This window comes from Serratia sp. GW822-FHT06E05, assembly GCF_058799445.1.
The window spans coordinates 767,636-783,494 of the sequence record NZ_JBXALM010000001.1 but is presented as its reverse complement, the minus strand read 5'-3'; the positions used below and the strand labels follow the sequence as shown (position 1 = coordinate 783,494).

At 55.9% G+C, this 15,859-nt stretch carries 14 protein-coding genes; 9 read left to right on the top strand and 5 right to left on the bottom strand.

The window, feature by feature from the left end:
* The first annotated feature begins 67 nt into the window (after positions 1–67).
* The 7 genes from AC1RKC_RS03590 (at position 68) to AC1RKC_RS03560 (ending at position 6,595) form a co-directional block, all read left to right on the top strand.
* Positions 68–709 (top strand): helix-turn-helix transcriptional regulator, encoded by a 642-nt coding sequence (locus AC1RKC_RS03590; protein WP_048760668.1) that lies wholly within the window; start codon positions 68–70, stop codon positions 707–709.
* 117 nt (positions 710–826) lie between these two features.
* Positions 827–2,029 carry a lipoprotein-releasing ABC transporter permease subunit LolC gene (gene lolC, locus AC1RKC_RS03585; protein ID WP_044549980.1) on the top strand — a complete coding sequence of 401 codons (1,203 nt, stop codon included), beginning with the start codon at positions 827–829 and terminating at the stop codon, positions 2,027–2,029.
* Positions 2,022–2,726, top strand: a complete 705-nt coding sequence (lolD, locus tag AC1RKC_RS03580; protein ID WP_020826458.1) for a lipoprotein-releasing ABC transporter ATP-binding protein LolD — start codon at positions 2,022–2,024, stop codon at positions 2,724–2,726. The genes lolC and lolD overlap by 8 nt, the downstream gene beginning before the upstream one ends.
* On the top strand, positions 2,726–3,973 hold the full coding sequence (lolE, locus tag AC1RKC_RS03575) for a lipoprotein-releasing ABC transporter permease subunit LolE (RefSeq protein WP_044549982.1): 1,248 nt from the start codon (positions 2,726–2,728) through the stop codon (positions 3,971–3,973). The genes lolD and lolE overlap by 1 nt, the downstream gene beginning before the upstream one ends.
* A gap of 54 nt (positions 3,974–4,027) precedes the next feature.
* Positions 4,028–4,948: an N-acetylglucosamine kinase gene (gene nagK, locus AC1RKC_RS03570; protein ID WP_020826460.1), complete on the top strand. Its 921-nt coding sequence runs from the start codon at positions 4,028–4,030 to the stop codon at positions 4,946–4,948.
* An 11-nt stretch (positions 4,949–4,959) separates the two neighbouring features.
* A complete protein-coding gene (cobB, locus tag AC1RKC_RS03565) occupies positions 4,960–5,796 on the top strand; it encodes a Sir2 family NAD+-dependent deacetylase (protein WP_046373822.1) in 837 nt (278 codons plus the stop codon).
* Positions 5,797–5,881: 85 nt separating this feature from the next.
* A complete protein-coding gene (locus tag AC1RKC_RS03560) occupies positions 5,882–6,595 on the top strand; it encodes a MurR/RpiR family transcriptional regulator (RefSeq protein WP_261135238.1) in 714 nt (237 codons plus the stop codon).
* A 22-nt stretch (positions 6,596–6,617) separates the two neighbouring features.
* Here AC1RKC_RS03560 and AC1RKC_RS03555 read toward each other — a convergent pair whose 3' ends face one another.
* Positions 6,618–8,003 carry a family 4 glycosyl hydrolase gene (locus tag AC1RKC_RS03555; protein WP_115059066.1) on the bottom strand — a complete coding sequence of 462 codons (1,386 nt, stop codon included), beginning with the start codon at positions 8,001–8,003 and terminating at the stop codon, positions 6,618–6,620.
* A 23-nt stretch (positions 8,004–8,026) separates the two neighbouring features.
* Positions 8,027–9,586, bottom strand: a complete 1,560-nt coding sequence (locus tag AC1RKC_RS03550) for a PTS transporter subunit EIIC (RefSeq protein ID WP_261159222.1) — start codon at positions 9,584–9,586, stop codon at positions 8,027–8,029.
* 373 nt (positions 9,587–9,959) lie between these two features.
* Between AC1RKC_RS03550 and pepT the strand changes: the two genes are divergently transcribed.
* Positions 9,960–11,189 carry a peptidase T gene (gene pepT / locus AC1RKC_RS03545; protein ID WP_493092125.1) on the top strand — a complete coding sequence of 410 codons (1,230 nt, stop codon included), beginning with the start codon at positions 9,960–9,962 and terminating at the stop codon, positions 11,187–11,189.
* An 84-nt stretch (positions 11,190–11,273) separates the two neighbouring features.
* Positions 11,274–12,365 carry a malate/lactate/ureidoglycolate dehydrogenase gene (locus AC1RKC_RS03540; protein ID WP_020826466.1) on the top strand — a complete coding sequence of 364 codons (1,092 nt, stop codon included), beginning with the start codon at positions 11,274–11,276 and terminating at the stop codon, positions 12,363–12,365.
* Positions 12,366–12,416: 51 nt separating this feature from the next.
* Here AC1RKC_RS03540 and AC1RKC_RS03535 read toward each other — a convergent pair whose 3' ends face one another.
* The 3 genes from AC1RKC_RS03535 to phoP all read right to left on the bottom strand — a co-directional run bounded on the left by AC1RKC_RS03535 (position 12,417) and on the right by phoP (position 15,757).
* Positions 12,417–13,538: a ribosomal protein uL16 3-hydroxylase gene (locus AC1RKC_RS03535; RefSeq protein WP_176983953.1), complete on the bottom strand. Its 1,122-nt coding sequence runs from the start codon at positions 13,536–13,538 to the stop codon at positions 12,417–12,419.
* Between the two features lie 84 nt (positions 13,539–13,622).
* Entirely contained in the window at positions 13,623–15,080 is a 1,458-nt protein-coding gene (gene phoQ / locus AC1RKC_RS03530; RefSeq protein WP_041415330.1) for a two-component system sensor histidine kinase PhoQ, read from the bottom strand.
* 5 nt (positions 15,081–15,085) lie between these two features.
* Entirely contained in the window at positions 15,086–15,757 is a 672-nt protein-coding gene (gene phoP / locus AC1RKC_RS03525; protein ID WP_020826469.1) for a two-component system response regulator PhoP, read from the bottom strand.
* Positions 15,758–15,859: the final 102 nt, after the last annotated feature.

Here is a 15,859-nt window from a genome sequence, read left to right as displayed (position 1 = left end):
AAGGTTGATTGATTACCCGATTATTTTAATTTACTCTTTGTAAAGTTATTGTCAAATGGTTAAGTTTATGAGCGATCTCAGGCAGGAAAATGCGCTGCTGTTGCGCGAAGCGGAAAAAATTGTTCAGGCACTGGGCGCGATGTTTGCGCCCAGCTGTGAAGTGGTGTTGCACGATCTGACGCAACCGAATCATGCCATCGTCAGCATCGCCAATAACCTGTCGAACCGCAGTATCGGCGATGCCGCCAGCGAAATGGGGCTTGAGCGTATCGCCTCGCCGGATTTTCCGGACGTGGTGCAAAACTATGCCAATGCGTTCCCGGATGGGCGTCCGGCCAAGAGCACCTCCATTGGTCTGCGCAACAGCCAGGGGGTCTACGTGGCGGCGATCTGCCTTAACCTGGACGTTTCAATCTTCAACAGCGTCAACGCCATCCTGCAACAACTGACCGCGGTGGTGCAGAGCACGCCGCAGGCGGCGGATGAAGGGGCTCGCTCACTGTCCGACATTGCTTCAGTGATCAACAACTTTGCCGCTTCGCATGCCACTGCACCGCGCGCGCTTACGTCTGAGCAGCGTGTTCAGGTGATCCAGCAACTAAAGCAGCAGGGCTATCTGCAACTGCGCGGGGCAGCCACCATGGCGGCGGAGGCGCTGGGGATTTCCCGGGTGTCGGTTTACAACCTGTTAAAGCGCGATGCCGGGTGACGTGCTGCCGCTGGCGCGATCGACGGAATAAAAGGCGTCAGGGTGGTTCCCTAAACGGGGTATAGCCTTTATTATCCTTGATCACTTTGCTTAAGCTACGGCAACAAAACGGATTTCATGTATCAACCTGTCGCGTTATTCATTGGCCTGCGCTACATGCGCGGGCGGGCATCAGACCGCTTCGGACGGTTTGTTTCCTGGCTTTCCACCATCGGCATTACGCTGGGGGTGATGGCGTTGGTCACCGTATTGTCGGTGATGAACGGTTTTGAAAAGGATCTGGAAAACAACATACTCGGTCTGATGCCGCAGGCGTTGATCACCAGCCCACAGGGCTCGATCAACCCTCAGCAGATCCCGGCATCGGCGGTACAAAGCCTGCAGGGCGTTAGCCGCGTAGCGCCACTGACCACCGGTGACGTAGTGCTGCAAAGCGCTCGCAGCGTGGCGGTCGGCGTGATGTTGGGGGTCAATCCGGATGAAGCCGATCCTTTGACGCCGTTCCTGGTCAACGTCAAGCAGCAGCTGTTGCAGCCGGGCCAGTACAACATCATTATCGGCGAGCAGTTGGCCGGACAACTCGGCGTTAAACGCGGCGATCCGCTGCGGGTGATGGTGCCCAGCGCCAGCCAGTTCACGCCGATGGGCCGCATCCCTATTCAACGCCTGTTTACCGTGGTCGGCACTTTCCATGCCAACAGCGAAGTGGACGGCACCCAGATGCTGGTCAATCAGCAGGATGCCTCACGTCTGTTACGCTACCCGGCGGGCAATATCACCGGATGGCGCCTGTTCCTGCAGCAGCCGCTTACGGTCGATACTCTCAGCCAACAGAAATTGCCGCAGGGCACCGAGTGGAAAGACTGGCGCGAGCGCAAGGGCGAGCTGTTCCAGGCAGTGCGTATGGAGAAAAACATGATGGGGCTGTTGCTTAGCCTGATCGTGGCCGTCGCGGCCTTTAACATCATTACTTCACTCGGCCTGCTGGTGATGGAGAAGCAGGGCGAAGTTGCCATTCTGCAGACCCAGGGCCTGACGCGTCGACAGATCATGTCGGTATTTATGGTGCAAGGCGCCAGCGCCGGCATTATCGGCTCGCTGCTCGGTACGCTGCTGGGCGTGTTGCTGGCCAGCAACCTGAATAACCTGATGCCGATCCTCGGCGCTTTGATTGACGGCGCATCGCTGCCGGTGGCGGTGGATCCGCTGCAGGTGACGATTATCGCCGTAGCGGCGATGGCGGTGTCTCTGTTGTCCACGCTTTACCCTTCATGGCGCGCTGCCGCCGTACAACCCGCTGAGGCTTTACGTTATGAGTAACCATCTTTTGTTGCAGTGCGACAACCTGTGCAAGACCTATCAGGAAGGCAACCTGCATACCGACGTACTGCGCAATGTCAGCTTTGCCATGCAGCCGGGCGAGATGATGGCGATTGTCGGCAGCTCGGGTTCCGGTAAAAGTACCTTGCTGCATCTGCTGGGTGGGCTGGACTCACCAACCTCCGGCGAGGTGATTTACAAAGGGCAGTCTCTGAATACCCTGTCATCGGCCGCCAAGGCGGAGCTGCGTAACCGCCAGTTGGGCTTTATCTACCAGTTCCATCATCTGTTGCCTGACTTTACCGCGCTGGAAAACGCCGCGATGCCTTTGCTGATCGGCGGGATGAAACCGGCGCAGGCGCAGGAAAAGGCGCTGGAAATGCTGACGGCGGTCGGGCTGGCAAAACGCAGCAAGCACCGGCCGTCAGAACTCTCCGGCGGTGAGCGTCAGCGCGTGGCGATTGCCCGTGCGCTGGTCAATAACCCGTCGCTGGTATTGGCGGACGAACCTACCGGTAACCTCGATAAACGCACTGCCGACAGCATTTTCGATCTGCTCGGCGAATTGAACGTGCGCCAGGGCACTGCGTTTCTGGTGGTCACTCATGACTTGCAGTTGGCCAAGCGCCTCAGCCGCCAGCTGGAAATGGCCGATGGCCATCTGCAGGCCCAGTTGACGCTGTTGGGGGCTGAGTAATGGCGGGAGCGTCACTTTCGTTTCTGACGGCCCTGCGCTTCAGCCGTGGGCGCAAGCGCGGCGGCATGGTGTCGCTGATCTCGGTGATTTCCACCATAGGTATCGCGCTGGGCGTGGCGGTGCTGATCGTCGGCCTGAGCGCCATGAACGGTTTTGAGCGCGAGCTGAAAAATCGCATTTTGGCGGTGGTGCCGCACGGTGAAATAGAGCCGGTTAAGCAGCCGTTCAAAGACTGGTCGTCAATTTTGCAACGGGTGGAGAAAGTACCCGGCATTTTGGCCGCCGCTCCCTATATCAACTTTACCGGCCTGATGGAAAACGGCGCACAGCTGCGGGCGGTCGGGGTGAAAGGGGTGGATCCTCAGCAGGAAAACCAGCTTAGCGCGCTGCCGAAATATGTGCAGGGCGACGCCTGGGCCAATTTCAAAAGCGGTGAGCAACAGGTGATCCTCGGCAAGGGCGTCGCCGACGCTTTGGGCGTCAAGCAGGGCAGCTATGTGACGGTGATGATCCCCAACAGCGACCCGCAGATGAAGCTGTTGCAACCGAAGCGCATTCGTTTACACGTCACCGGGATTTTGCAGCTCAGCGGTCAACTCGATCACAGTCTGGCTATGGTGCCACTGGCCGATGCCCAACAGTATCTGGATATGGGGGACAGTGTCACCGGTATTGCCATCAAGGTTAACGACGTGTTTGCCGCCAACAAGCTGGTGCGCGACGCCGGTGAAGTCACCAATTCCTACGTGTATATCAAGAGTTGGATCGGCACCTACGGCTATATGTACCGCGATATCCAGATGATCCGCGCGATTATGTATTTGGCGATGGTGCTGGTGATCGGCGTGGCCTGTTTTAACATTGTCTCCACGCTGGTGATGGCGGTGAAGGACAAGAGTGGTGATATCGCCGTACTGCGCACCTTGGGGGCCAAAGACGGTTTTATCCGCGCCATATTTATCTGGTACGGCCTGCTGGCCGGGCTGGTGGGTAGCCTCAGCGGCGTGGTGGTCGGGGTTATCGCCTCACTGCAGCTGACCAATATCATCAAAGGCTTGGAAAAGCTGATGGGGCATTCGTTCCTGTCGGGAGATATCTACTTCATCGACTTCCTGCCTTCTGAGCTGCACTGGCTGGACGTGGTGATTGTACTGGTGACCGCGCTGGTGCTCAGCCTGTTGGCCAGCTGGTATCCGGCCAGGCGCGCCAGCCGTATCGATCCGGCGCGAGTGTTGAGCGGACAATAATGAAAATCAGGGGAGGCAGAGATGCCGCCCCTTTTTTTAGCCTGAGGGTGGGTTATGTACTACGGTTTCGATATGGGCGGCACCAAGATTGAGCTGGGCGTGTTCGATGCAGATCTGCAGCGTATCTGGCAAAAAAGGGTGCCGACGCCACGTGAGGATTATCGACAACTGCTGACGACGCTGCGCGATCTGACGTTTGAAGCGGATGCGTTTTGTGGCCAGAAAGGCATGGTAGGTATCGGTATTCCCGGCCTGCCCAACGACGATGACGGCACGGTTTTCACCGCCAACGTTCCGGCGGCGATGGGCCAGCGCTTGCCGCATGACCTGGCCGAGTTGATTGGCCGTGACGTACGCATCGATAACGACGCCAACTGCTTTGCGCTGTCGGAGGCCTGGGACGAGGAGTTTCGTCGCTATCCGACGGTGCTGGGCATTATCCTCGGTACCGGGGTAGGCGGCGGGCTAATCGTCGACGGTAAGGTGCTCTCCGGGCGTAACTATATCGCCGGTGAATTTGGTCATTTCCGTCTGCCGGTGGATGCGCTGGAGGTGTTGGGACGTGATATACCTCGCGTTCCTTGCGGGTGCGGTCATCAGGGTTGCATCGAAAATTACATTTCTGGCCGCGGTTTTGAGTGGATGTACGGCCACTTTTACCAGCAGCACTTGCCTGCGCAGCAGATCATTGCGCATTATCAGGCAGGTGAGCCGCAGGCGGTGGCTCATGTCGAACGTTTCATGGACGTCCTGGCGATATGCCTGGGCAATCTGCTGACTATCATCGATCCGCATCTGGTGGTGATTGGCGGCGGCTTGTCGAATTTTGACGCTATTTACCAGGCGTTACCGCAGCGTTTGCCGGCGCATGTGTTGCGCGTGGCCAAGCTGCCACGAATTGAAAAAGCCCGTTACGGGGACGCCGGTGGCGTACGCGGGGCGGCGTTCCTCAATTTGGTTAACAGGGAAAAGTAAGGAGAGAGTTAATGCACACTCGTCATCGGCTGTGTCAGTTTCGCAAGAGTAAGCATGTGCTGCATCAGCGCTTTCGTTCGCGGATTTTTCATCGCGATACCATGGCGGCGGCCGAGCTGAAAAAGCCGTTTGTCGTGGTGTTGACCGGCGCCGGGATCTCGGCTGAGTCGGGTATTCGTACCTTCCGGGCGGCGGACGGGTTGTGGGAAGAGCATAGCGTGGAGGATGTTGCTACGCCGGAAGGTTATCAGCGCGATCCGCAGCTGGTACAGGCGTTTTACAATGAACGCCGTCGTCAGCTGCAATCGCCGGACATTGCACCTAACGCTGCGCATCGTGCCCTGGCGGATCTGGAAGCCTGGTTGGGGGATAACTTCCTGCTGGTAACGCAAAATATCGATAACCTGCATGAGCGCGCAGGCAGCTCGCGGGTGTTGCATATGCACGGTGAGCTGTTGAAAGTACGCTGCACCAGCTCCGGGCAGGTCTTTGACTGGCCCGAAGACCTTAGCGTGGACGACCGCTGCCATTGTTGCCAGTTCCCGGCCCCGTTGCGCCCACACGTGGTGTGGTTCGGCGAAATGCCGCTGGGCATGGATGAAATTTATCAGGCGCTGGCCAAGGCCGACTTTTTCGTCGCCATTGGTACCTCGGGCCACGTTTATCCGGCGGCGGGCTTTGTGCATGAAGCGCGGCTGGGTGGGGCGCATACCATGGAGCTCAACCTGGAGCCCAGCCAGGTGGAAAGTCAGTTTGATGAAAAACACTACGGCCAGGCCAGCGCGGTGGTACCACGTTTTGTGCACAAATTCCTGGTAGGGAAAGTTGAAAGGGCTGATAGGCCTTAACCCCAGGTCAATGCGCTGTCTGACTCGGGTAACTGGCCGGCCGTTTGACGCCGGCCTTTCTTTGGTTAAATGAGCAGGGGCGACGGTGAATTTCAAGCAGGTATTCAGCCAGGCGGATCTGAGCAAAACGGATCTCACCATCCTCAACGCTATCTTCGACAACCCGGACGCCTGCATTGACGAGGGTATCCGTGCGGTTTCCGTTCGTTGCCACAGTTCACCCTCGACCCTGGTGCGGTTGGCGAAAAAGCTGGGCTTTCGCGGCTATCTGGAACTGGTGTATTTCATCAAGTTCAACCTGGTGATGGCACCGGCTTTTCAGGAGCAGCCGCAGCCGACGGCACCGGCCAGCTTAAAACAACAGACCCAATTCCTTGATCTGCTCGACAGCGGCAAAATCCTGATCCACGGCAGCGGTTTCTCGCAGCTGGTGGCGCAGTACATGTACAACAAATTTATGACGCTGGGCATCGACAGCTACCTGTCGCTGTGGCCGGATTTCGAGATCCTCGATCGAGAGATGCGTTTCCGGTTTGATATGGTGATTGTGATTTCAAAATCGGGCAACAGCAGCTCGGCGCTGAGTTGGAGCGACGCGGTGAAACGCAATAATATCCGGCTGGCGGCGTTTTGCGGCGACGGAAACAGCCCGCTGGCGCAGCAGGCCGATATGACCTTTATTTACGAGGATCGGCAAAAGTACGACCACGATATTTACTATCCCAACCCGTTTTTCGGCCACTGCCTGCTGGGGTTTGAGAACCTGATCAAAGCCTGGTTTGAACGGCGCAGCCATTGAGCCTGCGCCGTTTCAGCCCTGCTTAATGCCAATGCTTGGCATACTGGTGGTGAGCCTGCAGATATTCTTCAACCAGCGTTTTTGCCAGCGAGTAAGAGTTGACCAGCGGGTGCACCATCAGTGCCTTGATGGCCTTCTGACGGTCCCCTTCCAAAATGGCGGCAACCGCCAGGCGTTCGTACTCTTTGACCTGGGAGATCAGGTTTTTCTGGGTGTCGGGAATATCATTCATTTTTACCGGATGAATGCCCGCGTTGCTGAGTTCGCAGCTGATTTCAATCACGTCTTCCGGGTGCAGGAAGTCGAGCGTCCCGTTGTTCTGCATCGACACCACCACGCGTTTTTGCTGGCCGTTATTTACCGCTTCCAAAATGTCTATCGCCACCCCGGCATAACCGCCGCTGTCAGGCTGTTCGATAAACTGCTGGAGCGTCAGCATCTCACGCTCTTTGACTTTACCCTGGCTGGATTCTCGCTGCATGTAGGAGTTTTCCCGCGTCAGATAGTGAGCGAAATAGACGCTGAAAGCCTGATCCAGCTGCGTGGCGATATCCAGCCTGGCAAGGTCGGCCAGCATTTGCTGGTTTATCAGCGCAATCTGTTCGCCACGGGTTTCTCCGGCATCGACGATGGCGGCGATCGCCTGTTCCCGGTAATAGTAGTAATACAGATACTCATTGAGCATCAGGTTATCGGACAGCGCGACCAGCTCTGGCGAGAAATATTTCATGCAGGTATCACGGTACAGGCGTGGATCGGCCAGCAGTTGCTCGCTCACCTCCAGACCGTTGACCCGCACATTGCGGAACCATGACAGGTGATTTAGCCCAAAGCAGTCGACGCTAAGCTCGGACTCACGACAGCCCAGCAGTTCCGCCAACTCACGGATAAACTCGCTGGGGGCGTCGCATATGCCGTACACCTTGCGTTTGAAGCCGGATTTGATGATGGCTTCGGTCACCATGCCGGAAGGGTTGGTAAAGTTGAACAGTACCGCGTCCGGTGATGACACCTGCTCTATGAGCCGACAATATTCCACTATGGCCGGAATAGAACGCATCGCCATGGCAAAACCGCCGGCACCGGTGGTTTCTTGCCCCAGGACCTGATGATTGAGTGCGATACGTTCGTCATGAATGCGGCCTTCTTCACCGCCGATACGCAGGGTGGTGATGATATAATCGGCGCCGCTCAGCGCCTGATGGGCGTCGCTGCTCAGGCTGAACCTGATGTCGCTGCGGATACGCTCGAAGACACCCTGTGCGATGGCGCCGTAGACCGCCAATTTCTCCCGATCGGTATCCATAAACACCACTTCGGTGACGCCGATGCGGTGGGCGTTATAGGCAATGGACTTGGCCAGAAACGGTGAGCGTACGCCACCGCCGCCCAGAACGGTTAATTTCATGAATTTTCTCCCAATAAATAAAGTTATAATGCTGCTAAATATTTTTCGACCTGACTCTTCACTTTTCCGACGGTGACACCATAAATCACCTGGACTTCACGCCGGCTTTTCACCACGCCTTTTGCTCCGGTACTTTTTAATGCGGCCTCATCAATTAATTGCATGTCTTTTAGTTCGACGCGCAATCGGGTGAAGCAGTTGTCGACGGAAATAATGTTTTCTTTGCCACCCAGGGCGCGAATAATAATCCCGCTTAACTCATTGGGTGTATTTTTGCTGTTCTGATACTCCTGTTTGGAATAGAGCTTGACCCCGTCGTCATCCTCACGGCCCGGTGTTTTTAAATTAAGCTTCAGCACCAGGGTTTTGAATACCAGGTAATACACCGCGAACTGCACCAGACCAATCAGCACGTACAGCGGCCAGCGGGTGAGGGCGACCGGTAACGGCAGGTTGTAAACCAGGAATTCGATCAGGCCGCTGGCCCCCCAGGGTCGAACGTCGAACAGGTTACACGCAACTTGCGAAAGCGCGGTCAGCACGGCGTGTATCACCCACAGTAACGGTGAGATAAACAGGAAGGTGAACTCTATCGGTTCGGTTATGCCTACCAGAATGGAAGTGGTGATGGCCGGGATCAATATCGCCTTGGCCAGCACTTTTTTCTCCGGTTTGGCGGTGTGATAGAACGCCAACGCAGCGCCTGACAGGCCGAAAATGGTCACCATGCCCTGTTGCGAAAAGCGCAACGCTTCGTTCATCAGCGGGGAGATGCTCGGGTCGCGCATATAAGCGAGGAAAATGGCCTGCGAGCCCGACACCGTATGGCCGTCTTGTACAATTGAACCGCCGATGCTGGTCAACTGAAATGGCGACCAGATAAAATGATGCAGACCGGTGGGGATCAGGAATTTTTCGAAAAAGCCATAGACGAAGACCCCGAGCGAACCTGAGCTTTTCATAAAGCCGGTCAGGGAAATCAGCCCGTGTGAAATGGCTGGCCAAAGGTAGCTGAAACCGACGGCATACAGCATGATCACCGGCGTCATGGCGATTAGCACCAGCTTGGAACCGCCATAGACGGAAAGTACGCCGTTCAGCTCCACGTTACACAATCTGTTGTGCACCCAGGCGATAGTGACACCGAGGATCAGGCCGAGGAAAATGCCCATATCCACCACGGTAAAGCCCAGCAGTTCGGTTTGCCCGGTGCCGTAATATTCCCCATTGATTTTCTGCGCTATGTGACCGCTTAATTGCAGATAGGATGAGTTGGCGCCCAGGAACATAATAAAGCACATCACGGCAACCAGCGCCGCTTCGCTTTTTTTATCCTTCGCCAGGCCGTAGGTAATACCGATGCAAAAAATCAGCCCGAGATTACCAAACAGCGGCCAAAAGGTATCACCGATCATTTTGCCGATATGAAATACGCCGGAGTTTTCATTCACCAGCGTGGCATTGGTGAGAATAGAACTTAATGCCAGAATCAGACCAATTACCGGCAGAAAGAATATTGGCCCCATCATGGCTTTGGAGAAAATCTGCAGCTTGCTTAAGATATTATCAATAATATCTTTCATGGCAGTTCCTTTTTTATATTTTAGTGGATAACGACGTTGCTGGTAATACTCCCTGGTATGGCGAAATAAAAATGATTTTGAATGCGGCAACCCCTGCCTTAAACCAGTTATAGGTGGAATGATTTAGCGATGCAATCAGCCGCCGGAAAAAGGTACCGGTGGTCAATGACTGACAACCGGTACCAGGCGTGAAGAGGATCACATAAGGGGGGGAGTGAAAGGTAAGATGGACGGTACACCAAGGGACGAGGCAAAATATCAAACACCACAAGAATTAATGATTTCCGTTAAATCTGGTTAAAAATGACCTGTCTCAATATTTGATCTCGATCGGTTCCGCATAATGAAACGCGAAATTCTGAGGGCGGATACCATGGATAAACTACTTGATCGCTTTTTTAACTACGTCTCATTCGACACGCAATCTAAAGCGAACGTCAAACATGTGCCGAGCACCGACGGGCAATTGAAGCTGGCGCGTGCGTTGCAGCAGGAAATGATTGAACTGGGTTTTGAACGGGTGTCGCTCAGTGAGCATGGCTGCGTGATGGGCACCTTGCCGGGGAACGTTACCTGGCCCGTGCCGGCGATAGGCTTTATTGCCCACCTGGATACTTCACCGGATTTTACCGGTAAGCACGTCAACCCGCAGATCGTCGAAAATTACCGCGGCGGCGATATTGCCTTGGGCATTGGTGATGAAGTGCTGTCGCCAGTGATGTTCCCGATCCTGCACCAAATGTTGGGGCAGACGCTGATCACCACCGACGGTAAAACGCTGCTCGGTGCCGATGACAAGGCGGGCATCGCCGAAATCCTGACTGCCATGGTGCGACTGCAGCAGCGCAACATTCCACACGGCGATATCCGCGTAGCCTTTACGCCGGATGAAGAGGTGGGGAAAGGGGCGCGGTTGTTTGACGTGGCGCAGTTCGATGCCGAATGGGCCTATACCGTGGACGGTGGCGGCGTGGGAGAGTTGGAGTGCGAAAACTTCAACGCAGCATCGGTGACGGTGAAAATTGTCGGTAACAATGTCCACCCGGGCAGCGCCAAAGGGGTGATGGTGAATGCCTTATCGTTGGCGACGCGTATTCAGCAGGCGTTACCGGTGGATGAAACCCCGGAAACCACCAGCAGCTATCAGGGGTTCTACCACCTCAGCAGCTTTAAGGGGAGCGTTGAACGCGCCGAGATGCAGTACATCCTGCGTGATTTTGAGCGTGAGGGTTTTGAGGCACGTAAACGCCGGATGATAGAGGTCGCTCAACAGGTGGGCAAAGGTCTGCCGCGCGATTGTTATATTGAAGTCACGATTGAAGACAGCTATTACAACATGCGCGAACAGGTGGCAGAGCATCCGCATGTGATTGCATTGGCACAGCAGGCAATGCGTGATTGTGATATCGAACCGATCATGAAACCGATTCGCGGCGGTACCGACGGCGCTCAGCTGTCGTTTCGCGGCTTGCCTTGCCCAAATCTGTTCACCGGGGGTTATAACTACCACTGCAAGCATGAGTTTGTGTCGCTGGAAGGGATGGAACAGGCGGTTTCGGTTATTATGCGCATCGCCGCGCTGACCGCCGAACGCGCCAAATAACCTCGATGAGATTAGTATAATTGCTTGCCGTAACAATGATTTGCTCCTAGTGTAGGATATATTTCCAGCACAAGGAGCCGTATCATGAGCAGTACCGAGCACCGTATCGATCGCCAGTGTCTTGAGCAGTTTGTGCAGGCTATTTGGCGCCACGCCGGCAGTACCGAGCAGGAGGCCGCGCGGGTGGCGGATCACCTGGTTCAGGCGAATCTGGCCGGGCACGATTCCCACGGCGTAGGCATGATCCCCAGCTATATGTCGTCATTGGCACAGGGGCATTTGCAGCTTAACGTTCATGCCAAAGTGGTACGCGATGCCGGAGCGGTGCTGACGGTGGACGGCGGACAGGGTTTTGGCCAGGTCGTCGCCTGTGAGGCGATGGAAAAAGGCATAGAGCGCGCCCGGCAGTTGGGGCTGGCTGCGGTGGCGTTGCACAACTCACATCACATTGGCCGCATTGGCCACTGGGCCGAGCAGTGTGCGCGAGCCGGTTTTATCTCTATCCATTTCGTCAATGTGGTGGGCGATCCTATGGTGGCACCGTTCGGCGGCAGTGACCGTCGTTTCGGCACCAACCCCTTCTGCGTTATTTTTCCCCGTAAAGATAAAAAACCGTTACTGCTGGATTTTGCCACCAGCGGCATCGCGTTTGGTAAAACCCGCGTGGCCTACAACAAAGGTTTGAGCGTCGCGCCGGGTTATCTGATCGACCAACACGGCCAGCCAACGACGGAACCCAAGGTGATGCACGAACAGCCGTTTGGCTCGTTGCTGCCTTTCGGTGCCCATAAAGGCTATGCGTTAGCCACGTTATGTGAAATCCTCGGCGGTGCGCTGTCCGGTGGCCGCACTACTCATGCGGCGACGGTGAAATCCAACAGCGATGCTATTTTCAACTGCATGACCACCATCATCCTCAATCCGGAAGCCTTCGACGCGCCAGAGATGCAAACCGAGGCCGAGGCCTTTATCGATTGGGTGAAGGCTTCACCGCCAAGTGACGGCCAACCGATTGAAGTGCCGGGTGAGTGGGAAGATGCCAACCGTGAAGCGCGGTTGCGGCAGGGGATCCCGATAGACGACAACACCTGGCGGCAGATCTGTGCTGCGGCAACCCAGGCGGGCATGCCGGACGCCGAATTGGACGGTTATCAGACCAGGGCGTTGCGGGCATAAAAAAAGCCACCCGCCGAAACGCGGGTGGCTCTGGTCGCTAAAGGCCATGCCTCAGTCTTTGAAGTACCAGTAACCGCTGTTGACCAACGAGGTCAGCAGTGCCAGGAACGAAGGATCTTCGATCGCGTCGCCCAGCATGGCGGCATCCACGCAGAAATTCTGGCACATCGCATCGGCAGCCTGCTGATGTTCGGTATCCATCAGTTCACCGTTAGCAAAGCACTGGTCGCCAATGCGCAGTACGCGCAGGCCACCCAGGCGCTGCAAAGGCTCGCCCTGTTGCAGCAGTTCGTAGATTTCACCGGCCTGATAAGGCGGCTCTGGCGGCGCAGCATCCAGCTCATGACGGGTCTGGGAGATAAACTCGCCGAACCACTGCTGGAAGTGTTCAGGTTGCTGAACCAAATCCACCATCATCTGGCGCAGCGCATCGACTTCCTGCGGCAGCACTTCTGCCGGATGTTCACGCAACTGAATATCCGGATCGCTGTAGCGCTTACTGCCCAGTTCGCGGGCCAGCACGTAGTCGGCAAAGCCACTGACCAACTCGCGGCCGTTCGGGGCGCGGAAACCTACCGAGTAATTCAGCGCATTTTCCAGCGCGTAGCCTTCATGCGGGAAGCCCGGTGGGATATACAGAATATCGCCCGGTTCCATTTCTTCATCGATGATGGCGTCGAAAGGCTCAACCTGCAGCAGGTCCGGGTGCGGGCAGTGCTGTTTCATCGGCACTTTTTCACCCACGCGCCAGCGACGGCGGCCGGTACCCTGAATGATAAAGACGTCATACTGATCGAGGTGCGGGCCAACGCCGCCACCCGGGACCGAGAACGAGATCATCAGATCGTCCATTCGCCAGTCCGGCAGCTTACGGAACGGGAGCATCAGCGCACTGGAAGGTTCATGCCAGTGATCCACAGCCTGCACTAGCAGCGACCAGTTGTTTTCGCTCAGGTGATCAAAGCTCTCGAAAGGGCCGTGCGCAACCTGCCAGCGACCGTCCTGGTGGCTGACCAGACGGCTGTCCACTTCGTTCTCCATCGCCAGTCCGGCCAGCTCATCCGGGGAGATCGGATCGATAAAGTTTTTGAAGCCGCGCTTCAGAATAACCGGACGCTTTTGCCAATAGCGCTGCAAAAAGTCGTTCCAGTCCAGATCTAATTGATAATCCATGTTCTATTCCAGGATAGAGGAGTGAGCCTGAGTGCGATTATAACGGAAGTTTGGCCCCGTGGATCGGGGCCAGAGCGACAGAATTTACTCGTGATGATGGGAATCGTGCTGACGGGCGAAAGTGACCTGCATGCGAGCGCCGCCAAGCGGGCTGTCGCTGATGGTAATGGAACCGTCGTACTGTTCGATAATCTCCGCAGCCACCGACAATCCCAATCCTTGACCAGGGCGCAGCGTATCTACCCGCTGGCCGCGCTGGAAGATCAATTCACGCTTGCTTTCCGGAATGCCTGGCCCGTCGTCATCAATGACGATAGTAAGGTATTTGTCGGAGTGCAGGGAGGTGATCTCAACGAACTCCAGGCAGTATTTACAGGCATTTTCCAATACGTTGCCCATCACTTCCATAAAGTCGTTTTTCTCCCCCATAAAGGTCACTTCCGGCGAAATATCCAGCGTGATCACCACACCTTTACGCTGATACACCTTGTTCAGTGCCACGTTCAGGCTGTCGAGCAGCGCCGGGACCGAGTGGATCTCACGCGTCAGCACCGTTTGCCCCGAATTGATGCTGGCCCGGTGCAGGTAGTAACCGATTTGCTGAGAAATACGGCTGATCTGGTCCAACATGATCGGTTCGACTTCCTCGATGGTGGTCTGCTTACCGGTACGTAATGAACGCAGCGTCGTTTGCAACACCGCCAACGGCGTCTTCAGGCTGTGGGTCAGATCGGAAAGCGTGGTGCGGTATTTGGTGTAACGCTGGCGCTCGTTGCGTACCAGAATATTCAGGTTACGTACCAGCCCACGCAGCTCGCTGGGGGGATTTTCGTCGAGTTGTTCTCGCTCGCCGTTTTCCAACTCACCAACCTGATTCACCAGCGCCTTGATGGGACGCAAGCTCCAGTAGGCCGCCAGCCACAGCAAGGGGACCACCAACAGCAGGTTGGCCAGCAACACGTAGCTGAACCATTCCCATACCACGTCGGAGCGCTGTAATTCCTGCGGAATGGTATCGACCACCACGATACTCAAAGCCGGCAGCCGCGCGGTGGCCGCGTAGGTGTTGACCGCCACTGAGTGGGTCAGGGCGTTCTGGTCGTTGTCGTCATAGTCTTTAAGCTGATCCTGCGCCTTGGGGTTGTTGCCCAACACTTCACTACTGATACGGGTATCGGTATCGATTTCGTAGAAGCCGGACTCTTCCAGCCACTCTTTATTGATGCGTTTTTCCAGCTCAGGTACCTGGCGCTGGCTCCACAGCAGATTGCCTTTATCGTCGTAAATAAACACCAGGGTTGGGAAGTTGAGATCGATATCGGGCGGAATGGCAATGGTGAGTTTGTTATCTTTCCACTGGGCCAGGCTGAAAAACAGATTACTTTCACCGCGCAGTAGGCGGAAGGCAGTTTTGTCGAAGCTGACAATATAACCGACTACCGCCACCAGACCATAGGACAGCGAGAGCGCCAGGATCACCCCAGCGGTGGCCATCAAAAAGCGGGCGCGCAGTGAGAAAGGTTTTTTACCCTTGTTGAACATGGCGATCATTTCGCATCAAAACGATAGCCCTGACCACGAACCGTGGTGATCACTTCCTGAGGGTATTCGGCCTGCAATTTTTTGCGTAAACGGCCCATCAGTACGTCGATGGTATGGCTTTCGCGCAGTTCGGCATCCGGGTAAAGCTGCAGCATCAGCGAGTCTTTGCTGACCACCTTGCCGGCGTTGCGGATTAAGGTTTCGATGATGGTGTATTCGAACGCAGTCAGTTTGATCTGCTGTTCGTTGACGCTCAGCTCACGGCGGGAAAGGTCGATTTGGAACGGAGGCAATACGATCACCTGAGAGGCCAAACCGCTGTTACGGCGCATCAGCGCCTGCATACGGGCAATCACTTCTTCCAGATGGAACGGTTTGGTCACATAGTCGTCGGCACCGGCTTCCAGCACTGCCACTTTGTCCTGCCAGCTTTCACGCGCGGTCAGCACCAGGATTGGCAGCTTCATTTGGTGGGCGCGCCAGCGGCGGATCAGGCTCAGGCCGTCTTCACCCGGCAGGCCGAGATCGACAATGGCGATGTCAGGCGCATGCTCTTGCAGGAAATAATCGGCTTCTTTGGCATCCTCTGCCGCATCAACCTGATGGCCCATTTCACGCATCTGTACGGAGAGGTGGTGGCGTAATAAACCGTTATCTTCAACAACCAGTACTCGCATGGCGAACTCCTGTGGATCGGCGGGTGAACATCCTGTCACCCACGCAGTAAAGGTAACACGCTCAGCAGCGTGTGAGGGATAGCGTGCGACAACCTAAGCCAT

What these genes read in the sequence shown, in the direction of transcription:
- lolC (WP_044549980.1), top strand. Translation starts at nt 827, where the DNA reads ATGTATCAACCTGTCGCGTTATTCATTGGCCTGCGCTACATGCGCGGG.
- lolD (WP_020826458.1), top strand. Translation starts at nt 2,022, where the DNA reads ATGAGTAACCATCTTTTGTTGCAGTGCGACAACCTGTGCAAGACCTAT.
- AC1RKC_RS03555 (WP_115059066.1), bottom strand. Translation starts at nt 8,003, where the DNA reads ATGAAATTAACCGTTCTGGGCGGCGGTGGCGTACGCTCACCGTTTCTG.
- AC1RKC_RS03550 (WP_261159222.1), bottom strand. Translation starts at nt 9,586, where the DNA reads ATGAAAGATATTATTGATAATATCTTAAGCAAGCTGCAGATTTTCTCC.
- AC1RKC_RS03540 (WP_020826466.1), top strand. Translation starts at nt 11,274, where the DNA reads ATGAGCAGTACCGAGCACCGTATCGATCGCCAGTGTCTTGAGCAGTTT.
- AC1RKC_RS03590 (WP_048760668.1), top strand. Translation starts at nt 68, where the DNA reads ATGAGCGATCTCAGGCAGGAAAATGCGCTGCTGTTGCGCGAAGCGGAA.
- phoQ (WP_041415330.1), bottom strand. Translation starts at nt 15,080, where the DNA reads ATGTTCAACAAGGGTAAAAAACCTTTCTCACTGCGCGCCCGCTTTTTG.
- lolE (WP_044549982.1), top strand. Translation starts at nt 2,726, where the DNA reads ATGGCGGGAGCGTCACTTTCGTTTCTGACGGCCCTGCGCTTCAGCCGT.
- nagK (WP_020826460.1), top strand. Translation starts at nt 4,028, where the DNA reads ATGTACTACGGTTTCGATATGGGCGGCACCAAGATTGAGCTGGGCGTG.
- pepT (WP_493092125.1), top strand. Translation starts at nt 9,960, where the DNA reads ATGGATAAACTACTTGATCGCTTTTTTAACTACGTCTCATTCGACACG.
- cobB (WP_046373822.1), top strand. Translation starts at nt 4,960, where the DNA reads ATGCACACTCGTCATCGGCTGTGTCAGTTTCGCAAGAGTAAGCATGTG.
- AC1RKC_RS03535 (WP_176983953.1), bottom strand. Translation starts at nt 13,538, where the DNA reads ATGGATTATCAATTAGATCTGGACTGGAACGACTTTTTGCAGCGCTAT.
- phoP (WP_020826469.1), bottom strand. Translation starts at nt 15,757, where the DNA reads ATGCGAGTACTGGTTGTTGAAGATAACGGTTTATTACGCCACCACCTC.